Genomic DNA, 13,810 nt, shown 5'->3' on the forward strand with positions numbered 1-13,810 from the left:
GCCGTGCCGGGCCGGAACGTCGTTCCCCGCCTGATCAACGACCGCTACGAGGTGGGCGAGACCGTCGGCCGCGGCGGGATGGCGACGGTCCACCTCGGGCGGGACCTGCGACTGGACCGGCGGGTGGCCATCAAGGTGCTGCGCCCCGAACTGGCCCGGGACGACACGTTCCACGAGCGCTTCAAGCGCGAGGCGCAGTCCGTGGCGGCGCTGAACCACCACTCGATCGTCTCGGTCTACGACACGGGCGAGATCCTCGCGGAGACCGACGAGGGCGTGGACCGGCCCTACATCGTGATGGAGTACGTGCCCGGGCGGACCCTGCGCGAGCTGATCCACGAGGACGCCGTCACTCCCCGGGACGCCGTGGACATCACGCTCGGCATCCTCGACGCCCTCGAGTACAGCCACCGGGCGGGCATCGTCCACCGTGACATCAAGCCCGCCAACGTGATCGTCACCCCGGAACGGCAGATCAAGGTCATGGACTTCGGGATCGCCCGGGCGGTCGAGGACACCGCACCGGCGCTCACCCAGGCCCAGGCGGTCCTCGGCACCGCGCAGTACCTGTCCCCGGAGCAGGCCCGGGGCGAGTCCGTGGACGCCCGCTCCGACCTCTACTCCGCCGGGTGCGTGCTCTTCGAGATGCTCACGGGGCGGGCGCCGTTCGTGGGCGCGTCCTCGGTGGACATCGCCGCCCAGCACGTCCGGGACCGTCCCCCCGCGCCCTCCGAGCTGGATCCCCGGCTCGGGTCCCGTGTCGACGCCTTCGTCGCGAAGGCTCTCGCCAAGGACCGGTCCGTCCGCTTCCAGGACGCGGGGCAGATGCGCCGCGCCCTGCGCGAGCTGCGCCCGGCGGTGCCGGACGATCTCGACGCCACCCAGTCCCTGCACACGGTGCCGGATCAGGACGAGGACACGAAGACCCTCCCGCCCGTCCCCGTGCCCGTCCCCGCCCCGATGGGGGCCGGCGAGCCGACGGCCGAGGGCACGGCGGTCCCGCCGGCCGCGAGGACGGGGGACGGCGGCTCGGCCCCGGCGCGGCGCCGCCGGCGGCGGTCCCTGCGCGGCGCGATGCTGGGCCTGCTCGTGCTGGCGGCCCTCGGCGTCCTGGGGTTCGTGGCCCTCCAGTGGTTCCAGGACCAGCGCGGCGGGCCGGCGTTCACCGCCGTGCCCTACGTGGCGGGCATGGACGCGTCGGTGGCCGAGACGGTCCTGCGCAACGCGGACCTCGTGCCGCAGCGCGAGGAGGTCTTCGACGACGTCGTGCCCGAGGGCGACGTGGTGGGCACCGACCCGGTGGCCGACACGCGGCTCGAGGAGGGTGCCACCGTCGTCATCGACGTCTCGAGGGGTCCGTCGGAGGTGGAGGTCCCCGAGGAGCTCGTGGGCCGGTCGGAGGCGGACGTGCGGGAGGCCCTGGAGGCCGCGGGGCTCGAGGCCGGGGACACCCGCACGGCGAACAGCTCGTGGGCGCCGCGGGGGATGGTGGTCGGGACCGTCCCGGCCGGCGGGACCACCGTCCCGATCGGCTCGGAGGTGGAGCTCGTCCTGTCCACGGGGCGGGTGACCGTGCCTCAGCTCGTGGGTCTGAGCCAGGAGGAGGCGACCGCCGCCCTCGACGCGGACGCGGTCCGCCTCCCCTACGAGATCGCCACCGCACCCCGGAGCGGGGTGCCGGCCGGGCAGGTCGTGGACCAGAGCGTGGACGCCGGCCAGTCCGCGCCGCAGGGCACCACGGTCCGGCTCACCGTGGCGGTCGCCCCGGAACCGCCCCGGCCGCCCGCGCCCACGTCCGCCCCGACGTCGCCGCCGTCCCCGGACCCGACCGAGGAGGAGCAGGACGCCCCCGACGACGCCCCCGGCGACGGGGCGGAGGAGGACAGCGGGGAGGAGACCCAGGAGGACGGCGGACCGGAGGACGGCGGATCGGAGGACGGCGAGCCGGAGGACGACCGCGACGCCGAACCGGCGACCGACTCCGACGCCGCGGCGCTCGGAGCGGACCGGCAGGACGCCCTCGCCGGGCGCGCGGAGGTCGGGCGCGCCTCTCCGGCGTCCGGCCGCACGGAGGCCGAGCGTGCGGTGGAGCGGACGGAGAGCGCGGGGTCCGGGCGCGGCCAGTAGCGGCGCCCGCGGTCCGGCCCTCCTGACCCCGCAGACCGTCCCCGCGGTCCTCGCTCCGGGGACCGCGGGGCCGCGGTCAGACGGTGATCAGCGGGGACAGGGACGCGGCGGCCCGCGCCGCGCCCGTGAGCCCCACGAGCTCGAGCCAGTTGCCGAGCATGAGGTAGCCGCCCTCCGTGAGGACGGACTCGGGGTGGAACTGCAGCCCGTGCAGCGGAGCGCTCTTGTGGCGCAGGCCCATGATCACCCCGTTCGGGGTGCGCGCGGTGACCTCGAGGACGTCGGGAACGGACCGGTCGACCACGGCGAGCGAGTGGTAGCGGGTCGCCGTGAACGGGCTCGGCACCGTGCCGAAGACGCTCGTGCCGTTGTGCTCCACCTGCGAGGTCTTCCCGTGCATGAGCTCCTCGGCGTGGGTGACGGTGCCGCCGTAGGCCTCGGCGAGGGCCTGGTGACCGAGGCAGACCCCGAGCAGCGGCTGCCGCGTCCGCTCGGCGTGGCGGATGAGCGCGGTGCACACCCCGGCGTCGGCGGGGGCGCCGGGTCCGGGAGAGAGCAGGACGCCCTGGTGCTCGTCGGCGAGGGCGCAGGAGGCGCTCTCGCCGAGGTCGTCGTTGCGGATGACCGTGGTCTCGGCACCGAGCTGCTCGAGGTAGCCGACGAGGGTGTAGACGAAGCTGTCGTAGTTGTCCACGACGAGGATCTTGACGGTCACGGGGTCTCCTGGGAGTGGGGCGCCTCTCGGCGCGTTCGCCCGTCCAGCTTACGCGTCCGCGGGACGGCACGCACCGGGCGGCTAGACTGGTGCACCGGACCCCCCGCCGTGCAGACGGCCCGCTTGGTGATCAGGAGGATCAGTGCCCGAGTCCAAGAACCGCCGCAAGAAGACCGCCCGCCGTCCCGGCGGCTCCGGACGGACGGCGCCGTCCGCCACGCCGCCCGTCGACGCGGAGCTCGCACGACTGGCGGCGGAGGGACTGCCCGGCGGCTCCACCGCCTTCGACCCGGAGGCCACGGCCAACGCGGTGGCGCAGGAGCTCACCGAGCGCTCCCGGCACGGCTCGCCGGAGGCCCCGGCCCCGACCCCCACCTGGTACAAGGTCATCATGCTGGGCCTGCTGGTGGTCGGTCTGCTGTGGCTCATCGTCTACTACCTCTTCCAGGGCGCCTACCCCGTCCCCGGGATCGGCACGTGGAACATCGGCGTCGGCCTGGCCCTGATGATGGCAGGCCTGATCATGACCACCAGGTGGCGGTGACGGGTCCCCGGTCCGGCCGCACCACGGACTCCCCGTCCGGACCGGTGTCCGGACGGGGAGTCCGTCGTTCCCGGCCCGCCGCAGCAGCCGCGCACCTGGAACAATGAGGCGAGATCCCCACGACCACGGAGGCACCGTGTCCCATCGCAGCACCGGCCCCGAGGACTCGCCCGAGCCCTCCCCGCGGCCCCTCGAGGACGAGATCGCCGCGTCGCGACCGGAGGGCGGACGACGGTTCGACCCCGCCAGGTTCGAGGTGCGGCTGCGCCGGTGGGCCCTGCTGCTGCTGGTCGCGGCCCCCGTGGTCTGGTTCGTCGTGCAGCAGTTCCGCTAGCGCCGGCCACCGCGTGCACGGCACCGGCCCGCGACCCCGGTCGGGGCGCGGGCCGGTGGTCTCGAGGGCGCGGCCGCCCGGGGATCAGACCTCGGCCGAGATGGACTCCTGGCCCTCGACGGTCGCCTCCGGATCGTCCTGCGGCGCGGTGAACGCGACGTCGAGGCTGATGACGACCTTGTCGGAGACGAGGACCCCGCCGGCCTCCATCGCGGCGTTCCAGGTGATGCCGAAGTCCTTGCGGGAGATCGTGGTCTCGGCGGAGAAGCCGGCACGGGTCACGCCGAAGGCGTCCACCACCACGCCGCTGAACTCGGTCCCGAGCTCGACGGTGCGGCTCACGCCCTTGATCGTCAGCTCGCCGGTGATCGTGCCGTCCTCGCCGTCGAAGGCCACGGCGGTCGAGGTGAAGGTCATCGTGGGGTGCTCCTCGACCGCGAAGAAGTCGGCGCTGCGCACGTGGGCGTCGCGGTCGGCGTTCTTGGTGTCGATGGACGCCGTCCGGATGGTGGCGCTCAGGGTCGAGCTCTCGACCGGGTCGGTGACCTCGAGCTGCGCGTCGACCTCGCCGAAGGTGCCGCGCACCTTGGAGATCCCGGCGTGCCGGACGGTGAAGCCGACCTCGGAGTGGGCGGGGTCGAAGGTCCAGGAACCGGGGACGAGACCGTTGAGCTGGGACATGGTGTTCTCCTTGGGGTGAGCGACGAACAACTGGTTGCTTCGTCAACTACCCTAGGACCCTCTTGGTGATGTGTCAACAACAACGGTCGAGGGGATCCCGGCGACACTCCACGGGGGCGGGGAGGCTCAGGCCTCGGGGTCCAGCGCGGAACGGTCGTTGAGCTCGTGGAAGCGGCGGCGGTGGTAGACGAGCGGTCCGCCCGTGCCCTCGTGGCCCAGGACGTCGACCACGGCGGCGTTGAACACGAGGGCAGGACCGGCCTTGATCCTGGCCAGCGGGACCGCTCGCAGGACACGGCCGACGCCCAGCAGCCGGGGCTCCCCCGTCCCCAGGTACTCCCACGGCATGTCCGCGCCGAAGCGCGGGGACCCGGAGACGGCGAAGGACCTCGCCAGGTCCAGGTTCTCGGCGTCCAGCAGGTGCACCAGGAAGGACTCGGCCTCGGCCAGCAGCGCGGCCGACCCCTGCCGGGCCTGCAGCGAGAAGCCGAGGATCGGCGGCACGACCGACACGGACGAGACCGAGGACGCCGTCAGGCCCACGGGGCCGTCCGGTCCCCGTGCGGTGATGATCGCGACGCCCGCCGGGTGGTCGGCGAACGCCGCCTTGAAGGCCTCGCCGACGTGGTCCAGGTTCTCGAGGTGGCCGGCCGGGACCTCGAGGTCGGCGACCTCCGAGGCCGCGCGCTCGGCGGGCGCACCGGACGGCGGGGCGGCGCCGGGCCCGGGCTCGCGCGTCGCCTGCACCGGGGCACCGGCTCCGGGTGCGCCGTCGTCGGGACCTCGGCCAGGTCCGCGTCCGTGCTGCTGGGCCGCCATGAGAGTCCTTCCGTGGGAGGCCGTGGGAAACCGTGGGCGGGCGCCGCGGGTCGGCGTCATCCGCCCACGCTAAGACCACAACCGGGGCGGGGAGCAAACGATTCCGCCGCAGGTCCGGGGACTCCCGACGTCACAGTCTTGCACGGGCACCTGGTCCGGTGCTCGGGGGTCACCGGGCCAGCCCCCGGTAGCCGCGGGCGTAGTGCACCAGCGGGTCGTCCGCCCGCGCCTCCGCGACACCGCGCCCCATCGCGGTCACCTCACCGACGACGATCCGGTGCGTTGCGGCCGTGTGCACGGCCACGGTGGACAGCTCGAACCACGCGAGCGCCCCGTCCAGCACCGGCGCCCCCGACCGCGGCGCGCGACGGAAGGGGACGCGGTCCAGCAGGCCCTCGACCGGGTTGCCGGGGCTCGCGAGCCAGTTGGCGGTCCCTTCCTGGTCCCGCCGCAGCACGGAGAGCGTCCATGCGCCGGAGGACTCCACGGCGTCGCAGATCCGGCCCTCCTCGAACAGGCTCACGAGCATGGTGGGCGGGTCGTAGGACACGTCCAGGAACCCCGTCACGGTCGCCGCGACGTCGCGCCGGCGGTGCCGCGCGGCCACCACCGCCACGCCGGAGGCGATGTCGGCGGCGAGGAGGCGGTACGCACCGACGTCCTCGGCGTCCGGCGCCGCCGGGTCGACCAGGTGTGCGGGGGCGGCGTCGGGAAGTTCCATGCCGCCAGTGTGGCACGGGGCTCAGCGGGCCGGTCCGGCACGTCCCGTCATCCGCAGGGTGAGGTTCAGCCGCCCGCCCTTCATGCCCAGCGCGGCCGGTCCCGTGCCGGGGAGGATGCGCGGCACGCCGTGGAACGCGTAGCGGGAGGGGCCCCCGAAGACGAACAGGTCCCCGCTGCGCAGCTCGATGTCACGGTACGGCGCCGAGCGGGTCTGCGTGTTCCCGAACCGGAAGACGCACGCGTCGCCGAGGGAGAGGGAGACGATCGGCGCCGCGGAGGCCTCGTCCTTGTCCTGGTGCATGCCCATCCGGGCGGCGGCGTCGTAGAAGTTCACCAGTGCGGTGTCCGGCCGGTGGTCCCGTGCGTCCGGGCTGCCGGGCCCGTAGGCCTCCAGCACGGCCCGGCGGCCCAGCGCGCTCAGCCACGGGGGCATGTCCGGGGCGCGCTCGTGCTCCCCGGTGCGCAGGTACCGGTAGGGCGCCCCGTCCCGGCCCAGCGTGGTGGAGCGCACCGACATGCGCCCGCCCCCCGGAAGCACCACGTGGCGCATGGGTGCGGGGCCCAGCGCCCACTCGCGGCACCGGAGCACGAGCTCCCGCTGGTCCTCGAGCCCGAGCCAGTCCGGCACGTGGACGGCTCCGGGCACGATCTCGGCGCGCTCCCGCGGCAGCTCGAACAGCTCGGGCGTCCCGGACGAGAGGTCGGTCATGGGGCCGAGCGTAGCCGGGCCCCCGGACACCGCTCGGCCCAGCACGCCCCCGCCCACCACGCAGGGCCCGCGGCGCCTACCACGCCCCGCCCGCGGCGCACAGCCCCGGTGTGCGCTCCGCCACGGCGCCGCCGCGCGGACAGGAGTAGCGTGGAGGACCGCCCGAATTCCCCGCGAAAGGTCCGCCGTGCCCCTCCCCCTGTCCGTCATCGACTTCGCCACCGTCCGCCGGGGCGCCTCCGTGGGCGAGAGCTTCGCCGACTCCGTGCGGCTCGCCCAGCACGCCGAACGGCTGGGCTACCGGCGGGTCTGGTACTCGGAGCACCACAACATGCCGACCATCGCCTCCTCGGCCCCCGCCGTGCTGATCGCCCACGTCGCGGCGCACACCGCCACCATCCGCCTGGGCGCGGGAGGGGTCATGCTCCCCAACCACTCCCCGCTGGTGATCGCCGAGCAGTTCGGCACGCTCGCGGAGCTGCACCCCGGACGCATCGACCTGGGCCTGGGGCGCGCCCCCGGCACGGACCCGCGGACGGTGCGGGCCATGCGCCGCGACCCCGCCGCCGCCGAGCAGTTCCCCCAGGACGTCCGCGAGCTGCAGGGCTACCTCGGCGGCCGCTCGATCGTCCCCGGCGTCAGCGCCGTGCCGGGAGCGGGGACGGACGTGCCGCTCACGATCCTCGGCTCCTCGCTGTTCGGAGCCCAGCTCGCCGCGGCCTACGGACTGCCCTACGCCTTCGCGTCCCACTTCGCCCCGGACGCCCTCGTGGAGGCCGTGGCCGCCTACCGCGCCGGGTTCCAGCCCTCCGAGCAGCTCGCCGAGCCGTACGTCGTCGCGGCCGTCAACGTCATCGCCGCGGACACCGCCCAGGACGCCGCGGAGCAGCTCGGGACCGCTCGGCGCGAACGGGTGCGCGCCATGGTGGGCCGCGGCCGTCAGCTGAGCGAGGCCGAGCTGGACATGGTCATGGACAGCCCGGCCGGGCAGCAGATCCTGCACATGCTGCACTGGTCGACGGCGGGCACGGCCGAGGAGGTGCGGTCCTACCTGGAGGAGTTCGCGGCGACGGCCGACGCCGACGAGCTCATGATCGCCCCCTCCTCCCCCACCCAGGAGCAGGTGCTGCGCTCGCTCGAGATCCTGGCCGAGGCCTGGGCACAGGACACGACGGCAGTTCTTCCGTCCGGGGCGTCGCAACTGTAAATTCAGGGAGTCACCGGCGTCCGCCGTCACGGCGCCGCCTCCGGGAGGCGCCCCCTCCCGAAAGGTCACCATGTCCTCCGTCACCGCCAGACGCACCGTCAGACGCACCGCCACCGCCCTGGCGGCCGCGCTCGCCCTCGCGGGCGCGGCCGCGGCCCCCGCTGCCGCGGCACCGCGCACGATCGACCTCGTCAATCTCGGCGACTCCTACTCCGCGGCCTTCGGCACCGGCGGACTCCAGCAGGTCGAGGGCCTCCCCGAGTGCTATCAGGGCACCGGACAGGACCACGTCGACGCCCTGGGATCGCACCCCCGCGTCGACGTGATCCTGGACGCGGCCTGCGCCGGCGCCACCACGCAGGACGTGCGGGGCCTCGTCTCCGTCCCCCTCGTGGCCGACGCCCTCGCGGACGCCGACGTGGTGACGCTGACCATGGGGGGCAACGACATCCTGTGGGGCCGGTTCATCGAGGCCTGCAGCGCTCCCGCCGAGGCCGCCTACGGACCGGAGCCGTGCGAGGCCATGCTCGCCCAGGCGCCCTCGCTCGTCGCCGGTGCCGCCGCCTCCGCGGCCGAGACGGTCGCCGCGCTCGACGCGGAGACGGACGCGCGCATCGTGGTGCTCGGCTATCCGCACCTGTTCGACGACCGGCAGGACACCCCGCTGATCTCCGCCGCGCGCGCCGGCGAGCTCAACGCCTGGACAAACCGCCTCAACGCGGCCCTCGCGGCGGGCGTGGAGGAGGAGGGCGCCGTGTTCGTCGACGTCACCGACCGCTTCCGCGGGCACGGCGTCGGCTCGGCGGAACCGTGGATCCTCTTCGACCCCGAGAGCGACCACAACCTGCACCCGACCGAGCGCGGCTACCTCTCCGGGTACTTCCCGGAGCTCCTCGGCCAGGTGGCCCGGGCCTGCTGACCGCTCCCGGAGCGCGACGAGGGCCCCGGATCGATGATCCGGGGCCCTCGTCGTGGTGGCGCGGCAGGGTCTCAGCGGCCGTGCCGCCGCGGTGACGTCAGGAGTTCTTGGACTGTCCCTTGACGTTCTGGGCGGAGTCCTGGGCGGAGGACTTCACGTGCTGCCCCTCCGACTTGGCCTCGTCCTTGACCTCACGGACGCCGGCCTGCGCGGTGTCCTTGACGGACTTCGCGGCTTCCTTGGCCGGCTCCTTGAGGTCCTTGACGTCGCCCGCGACGCTCAGGGCGACGTTCTTGGCGGCGTCCTTGGCCATGCTCTTGGCACTGTCCGTGGCGGACTCGACGGCGCCCTGGGCGTGCGGCTTCGCACGGTCGGCCGCCTTGGCTGCGAGCTCCTGCTCCTTCTGCGAGGACGGCAGCAGGGACCCGATGAGCCACCCGGTGCCGAGGGCGATCAGCCCGGCGGCGAACGGGTTGCCCCGGGTCTTGGCCTTGGCCGTGGCCGGGGCGCTCTGCACGCCCTCCTTGAGGTCACCGGCACGGTCCTGGACGCCGTCCTTGAGGTCGCCCACACGGTGCTGCGCGCCCTCCTTGAGGTCGTGGCCGCGACCGGAGGCGTCGTCCGACGCCCCCATGATGCGCTCACGGACGTCCGTCGCCTTGTCCCGCAGCTTGTCCTTCTGCCGGTCGACGACGCGGTCCGGGGTCACCTTCTCGGCGACGGCGTCGACGTCCGCGTTGAGGCGGGCGCGGGTCGCCTCGATGTCGGCTCGGATCTCTTCGGGGTTCTGCTGGCTCATCGGTTCTCCTTCTTGGAGGGCTTCACGGTCTCCGGGATCTCGGTGACGGTCTCGCGGGTCAGGGGCAGGGGATCCTCGGTGGCGTCGGTCATCTCCCGCTTGCCCTTGTTGAGGTTCTTCTTGCCGACGGCGGCCAGGATGGCGGCGATGACGGCCCAGATGACCGCCACGATCACCGAGGACCAGGCCAGGCCCACCAGGTTGCTCAGTCCCCACATGAGGGCGATGGAGAGGAAGAGGAGGACGAAGTGGCCGGCCACGCCGGCCCCGGCGAGCATGCCGGCGCCCTTCCCCGCGTCCTTGGCGGACTCCTTGGTCTCCTGCACCACCTGGGTCGTCTCCGCCTTGGCGAGTGCGATCTCCTGCTGGATGAGCGTGGAGAGGTTGGTGCTCAGCGACTTGAACATCTCGCCGAGCGACTCGTGCTCCGCGCGGTTCTCGGCGTCCGAGGGAGGAATGGGGTGGCTCATCGACGCTCACCCTCCTGTTCGGGGTAGACGGTGCCGGGCACGCGGTCGGTGTAGGTGCGAGCCGCCTCGCCCTGCTCGTCCGAGCGGTAGGCGTAGGGGTCCGCCGGGGTGTAGTCCGCGGTCTCGGTCGCGGTGAGGTTGCGGTCGTAGCCCTGGTCGTAGACGGCGCTGGTCGCGACGCCGGACGTGGTGTCCTGTCCGCCCTGACGGGTGCCGGTGCCCTGGTCCTGCTGCCCGCTGACGCCGAAGTACTCCTTGGCGCCCTCGCGGTCGGTGCCGATCTCGTCGCTGTCCTTCGCGCTGCGCGTCGCGCGACCGGCCAGCAGGCCGAGGCCGAGGGCCGCGGCCAGGAACGCACCCGGGCGGCGGGCGGCGAAGCGGCGCACGTCGTCGACCAGGTCACCGGGCTGCTTGTCCTCGAGGGAGGAGGCCACGGACTGGACCTGCTGGTTGACGCTGCTCAGCAGGTTCTTCACGTAGTCGGACTCGGGCTTCTCCCCGCTGGCGAGCGCGTTGATCTCGTCGCTCAGGCTGCGGACGGTGCCGGCGGCACGCCCCTGCACCTGCTGGCCGAGGTCGCTCGTGATCTGGCCGACGTTGATGTCGGTCTTGAGCTGGCTCAGGAGGTCCTTCGCCTGGTCGGTGGCCTCGTTCTTGACGGCGGCCACCTGCTCCTTGGCCGTCTCCTTGACGTCCTGCCCGGCACTGGCCGCCTCGTTCTTCAGGTGGCCCGCCTCGTTCTTGGCGGCGTCCTTCTTCGACGAGGAGTCGCTCTGGGCGGCGTGGCTCGCCGTAGGGTCATAAGGGTTGTTGGTCATGATTTCGCCTTTCAGCAGATATTAATAAGGTCGCTGAGGAATGCGAGCTGCCTTCAGCTTAGGTGGAAGCTCTCGGTGAGCCAAGCTCCCCCGGGATTCCGTAACACCGTGCCGATGCCGCGGGCCGTGGGCGCGGTCCGTCACGGCGACGGGCTGCCGCCGTTGACGTTGAGCGTCTCGCCGATGACGTAGCTCGACTCGGAGGAGGCCAGGAACACGTAGGCCGGGGCGAGTTCGGTGGGCTGCCCGGCGCGCCCGAGGGGCGTCGACTGCCCGAACTCCGGCAGAGCCTCCTTCGGCTGCCCGTCGGAGACCTGGAGGGGGGTCCAGAACGGACCGGGCGCCACGGCGTTGACGCGGATGCCCTTGGGGCCCAGCTGCTGCCCGAGGCCCTTGGTGAAGTTGTTGATGGCCGCCTTGGTGGACGCGTAGTCGAGGAGGTCCGGCGACGGCTGGTAGGCCTGGATCGACGTCGTGTTGATGATCGAGGACCCCGCCGGCAGGTGGCGCAGCGCCGCCTTGGTGATCCGGAACATCGCGAGGATGTTGACCGTGAAGGTGTCGGTCAGCTGCTCGTCGCTCAGGTCCTCGAGACTCTCGACCGCGACCTGCTTGCCGGCGTTGTTGACCAGGACGTCGAGCCCGCCCAGCCCGTTCACGGCGTTCTCGACGAGGGCCCCGCAGAAGTCCTTGTCGCTCAGGTCCCCGGGAAGGAGGACGGCCGTACGACCGGCCTTCTCGATGATGCCCTTGACGACCTGCGCGTCCGGCTCCTCGTCCGGGAGGTAGTTCAGGGCGACGTCGGCGCCCTCCTTGGCGAACGCGATGGCGACGGCCGCGCCGATGCCCGAGTCCGCCCCGGTGATCAGCGCCTTCCGCCCCTCGAGACGGCCCGTGCCCCGGTAGGAGAACTCACCACGGTCGGTCTTCGGCTCGAGCTCCACGTCCAGGCCCGGCTCCGGCTGGTCCTGCTTCGGGGGCTCCACGACGGGATACCGCGTCACGGGGTTCTGGAAGGCGAGCTGGTCCGTCGACTCCTGGTCGGCGTCCTGAGAGCTGGTGTTCGTCTCTGCCATGTCCACTCCTTTCGTCGTGCACTGATGTTATGTCAGCATACTGAGTAATCGTCCCGTCCGACAGCAGTTCTCTCTGGGAGAACACGGCACGACGGCCCCGGCGTCCGGCAGGACCGCCGGGAGCCCGGGAGCGCAGCGATCCCGGACGGGCGGTCAGCCGGGGAGACGGTCGAGGAAGCCGGCCAGGGCGTCGTCGAACGCGGCCGGCTGCTCGAGGTTCGGGGTGTGGCCGGCTCCGTCGACGACGACGAGCTCCGCGCCCGGCGCGAGCTCGGCCATCCTCCGGCCTGCCCCGCCGTCGAAGACGTCGTCCGCGCCGACGACCACCAGCACGGGGATCCGGGCGCCGCGGAGCAGGTCGGTGAAGTCCCGTCGTTCGGCGCGCCCGCGCATCGCGGCCGCGGCACCCTTCGCCGGGGAGTCCTGGAGCATCGACAGGACCTCGGCGGCCACCCCGGGGAGGGACTCCACCGTGGACTCGGCCAGCATCCTGCCGAGGACGTTGCGCCCGTACGTCTGCATGCCGCCCGTGAGGATGGCGTCCGCGGTGACGTGGCGGCGCCGTCTTCCCTCGGCGTCCTCCGCCTCGGGGACCGTGTCGTTCACGACCAGCGCCCGGACCCGGTCCGGGTGCCGGTGGAGGAGCTCCATGGCGATCTGGCCCGACATCGAGAAGCCCAGCACGACAGCCTGCTCGACCTCGAGGTGGTCCAGCAGCCCGGCGACGTCGTCGGCGAACTCCTCGGTGTACACGATGCCCTCGGTGACCTCGGAGCCGCCGAAGCCGCGCAGGTCCGGGGCGACCACCCGCCAGCCCCGGCCCGCGAACACCTCGACCTGGCGGGTCCACATGCTGCGGTCGTAGGCGTGACCGTGCAGCAGCAGCAGGACAGGACCCTCCCCCCGGTCCGTGTAGGTCATGGAGATCCCGTTGATCCGGGCGGTGCCGGCCCTGACGTCGGGCATGGTGGGAGACCCCTCTCTCTCGGGTGCGGACACGACCGCCTCCAGGGTAGCGAACCGGGCCCCTGCGGGAGGGGCGCCCGCACCTCTGCCCGATCCGGTCACTCGACCACGCCGCAGGCCAGTCGCGACCCGGCGTCGCCCGTGCCGAGGGTGACCTCGTCCGGGCCGTCGGGCGCGTAGCGCTCCGGGATGTTGGCGTAGTTGTCCGGACCGGAGTGGATCATCACGGCGCTGCCGTCGTCGTCCGCGAGGTCCTGGACGGCGAACCGGTCCGTCACGGTGGTGAGGTGGCCGAGCCCGCCCTCGGTCACGTAGAGCGACGGGAGGTCTCCGGCGTGCTGCGGGTGCTCGGCCTCGTCCCCGCCGAGGTGCCCGCCGGCGGAGAGGAAGGCGCCCGTGCTGCCGGGGTCGTCCGGCGCGGCGCTGTCCGGCTCGCAGAGGCCGGTCCCGTGCACGTGCAGCCCGTAGAAGCCCGGCTCGAGACCCTGGACCTCGGCCACCACCTCGGTGCCGGCCGAGACCTCCGAGAAGCTGACGGTGCCGACGTCCCCGCCCTCGGCGTCCTGGAGGGTGGCCGTGGACCCGACTCCCGCCCCGGCCGCGGCCGACGTCTCCTCGACGACGGCCTCCTCGTCGGCCCCTGCACCGCACCCGGTCAGCGCCAGGGCCGCCGCTCCGACCAGTGCCCCTGTCAGTCCGCTCCGTCGCATCCGTCGCACAGCTTCTCCTCGTCGCCTCGGGTCCGTGCTCTCGACCATAGGCCCATGTGGGAGTGCGTTCAACGACGAGCATCTTTTGCCGGCAACACGTGCCGTTTAATGTGGGGAGCCCCCGCACACGGTGTGTGCGGGGGCTCGACCCTTCTTCGGTGTGGTCCGGCGGTGTCCTACTCTCCCACACCCT

The 13,810-nt window shown here is 73.0% G+C and carries 16 protein-coding genes; 5 read left to right on the forward strand and 11 right to left on the reverse strand.

Features of this window, described 5'->3' with window-relative positions; all coding sequences use genetic code 11:
• Window positions 1-3: 3 nt before the first annotated feature.
• Complete coding sequence (gene pknB / locus ACH9D3_RS08870; protein ID WP_396410651.1) at window positions 4-2,127, forward strand: Stk1 family PASTA domain-containing Ser/Thr kinase; 2,124 nt, start codon at window positions 4-6, stop codon at window positions 2,125-2,127.
• 76 nt (window positions 2,128-2,203) lie between these two features.
• Here pknB and ACH9D3_RS08875 read toward each other — a convergent pair whose 3' ends face one another.
• Window positions 2,204-2,842 carry a glutamine amidotransferase-related protein gene (locus ACH9D3_RS08875; RefSeq protein ID WP_396410652.1) on the reverse strand — a complete coding sequence of 213 codons (639 nt, stop codon included), beginning with the start codon at window positions 2,840-2,842 and terminating at the stop codon, window positions 2,204-2,206.
• A gap of 142 nt (window positions 2,843-2,984) precedes the next feature.
• On the opposite strand from ACH9D3_RS08875, the gene ACH9D3_RS08880 reads away from it, so the two are divergent.
• Window positions 2,985-3,386: a cell division protein CrgA gene (locus tag ACH9D3_RS08880; protein ID WP_396410653.1), complete on the forward strand. Its 402-nt coding sequence runs from the start codon at window positions 2,985-2,987 to the stop codon at window positions 3,384-3,386.
• A 136-nt stretch (window positions 3,387-3,522) separates the two neighbouring features.
• Window positions 3,523-3,720: a hypothetical protein gene (locus ACH9D3_RS08885; RefSeq protein WP_396399697.1), complete on the forward strand. Its 198-nt coding sequence runs from the start codon at window positions 3,523-3,525 to the stop codon at window positions 3,718-3,720.
• 84 nt (window positions 3,721-3,804) lie between these two features.
• Here ACH9D3_RS08885 and ACH9D3_RS08890 read toward each other — a convergent pair whose 3' ends face one another.
• The 4 genes from ACH9D3_RS08890 to ACH9D3_RS08905 form a co-directional block, all read right to left on the reverse strand.
• A complete protein-coding gene (locus tag ACH9D3_RS08890) occupies window positions 3,805-4,401 on the reverse strand; it encodes a YceI family protein (RefSeq protein ID WP_396410654.1) in 597 nt (198 codons plus the stop codon).
• Window positions 4,402-4,527: 126 nt separating this feature from the next.
• Window positions 4,528-5,220, reverse strand: coding sequence for a flavin reductase family protein (locus tag ACH9D3_RS08895; RefSeq protein ID WP_396399699.1), 693 nt, complete (start codon window positions 5,218-5,220; stop codon window positions 4,528-4,530).
• A gap of 169 nt (window positions 5,221-5,389) precedes the next feature.
• Window positions 5,390-5,941, reverse strand: coding sequence for a flavin reductase (locus ACH9D3_RS08900; RefSeq protein WP_396410655.1), 552 nt, complete (start codon window positions 5,939-5,941; stop codon window positions 5,390-5,392).
• A gap of 21 nt (window positions 5,942-5,962) precedes the next feature.
• On the reverse strand, window positions 5,963-6,652 hold the full coding sequence (locus ACH9D3_RS08905) for an alpha-ketoglutarate-dependent dioxygenase AlkB (RefSeq protein ID WP_396410656.1): 690 nt from the start codon (window positions 6,650-6,652) through the stop codon (window positions 5,963-5,965).
• Between the two features lie 187 nt (window positions 6,653-6,839).
• Between ACH9D3_RS08905 and ACH9D3_RS08910 the strand changes: the two genes are divergently transcribed.
• Entirely contained in the window at window positions 6,840-7,859 is a 1,020-nt protein-coding gene (locus ACH9D3_RS08910) for an MsnO8 family LLM class oxidoreductase (protein WP_396410657.1), read from the forward strand.
• A 70-nt stretch (window positions 7,860-7,929) separates the two neighbouring features.
• Window positions 7,930-8,778 carry a GDSL-type esterase/lipase family protein gene (locus ACH9D3_RS08915; RefSeq protein ID WP_396410658.1) on the forward strand — a complete coding sequence of 283 codons (849 nt, stop codon included), beginning with the start codon at window positions 7,930-7,932 and terminating at the stop codon, window positions 8,776-8,778.
• Between the two features lie 97 nt (window positions 8,779-8,875).
• Here ACH9D3_RS08915 and ACH9D3_RS08920 read toward each other — a convergent pair whose 3' ends face one another.
• From ACH9D3_RS08920 to ACH9D3_RS08945, 6 genes are all read right to left on the reverse strand, one after another.
• Window positions 8,876-9,577, reverse strand: coding sequence for a DUF3618 domain-containing protein (locus ACH9D3_RS08920; protein ID WP_396410659.1), 702 nt, complete (start codon window positions 9,575-9,577; stop codon window positions 8,876-8,878).
• Window positions 9,574-10,047 carry a phage holin family protein gene (locus tag ACH9D3_RS08925; RefSeq protein ID WP_396399705.1) on the reverse strand — a complete coding sequence of 158 codons (474 nt, stop codon included), beginning with the start codon at window positions 10,045-10,047 and terminating at the stop codon, window positions 9,574-9,576. Before ACH9D3_RS08925 ends, ACH9D3_RS08920 begins: the two co-directional genes overlap by 4 nt.
• On the reverse strand, window positions 10,044-10,865 hold the full coding sequence (locus ACH9D3_RS08930) for a hypothetical protein (RefSeq protein WP_396410660.1): 822 nt from the start codon (window positions 10,863-10,865) through the stop codon (window positions 10,044-10,046). Before ACH9D3_RS08930 ends, ACH9D3_RS08925 begins: the two co-directional genes overlap by 4 nt.
• A gap of 140 nt (window positions 10,866-11,005) precedes the next feature.
• On the reverse strand, window positions 11,006-11,941 hold the full coding sequence (locus tag ACH9D3_RS08935; protein WP_396410661.1) for an SDR family oxidoreductase: 936 nt from the start codon (window positions 11,939-11,941) through the stop codon (window positions 11,006-11,008).
• A 153-nt stretch (window positions 11,942-12,094) separates the two neighbouring features.
• On the reverse strand, window positions 12,095-12,907 hold the full coding sequence (locus tag ACH9D3_RS08940) for an alpha/beta fold hydrolase (protein WP_396399708.1): 813 nt from the start codon (window positions 12,905-12,907) through the stop codon (window positions 12,095-12,097).
• Between the two features lie 98 nt (window positions 12,908-13,005).
• Window positions 13,006-13,617, reverse strand: a complete 612-nt coding sequence (locus ACH9D3_RS08945; protein ID WP_396410662.1) for a superoxide dismutase family protein — start codon at window positions 13,615-13,617, stop codon at window positions 13,006-13,008.
• Between the last annotated feature and the right edge of the window lie 193 nt (window positions 13,618-13,810).

The sequence above is a fragment of the Kocuria kalidii genome (assembly GCF_044462225.1).
Lineage (GTDB): Bacteria > Actinomycetota > Actinomycetes > Actinomycetales > Micrococcaceae > Kocuria > Kocuria kalidii.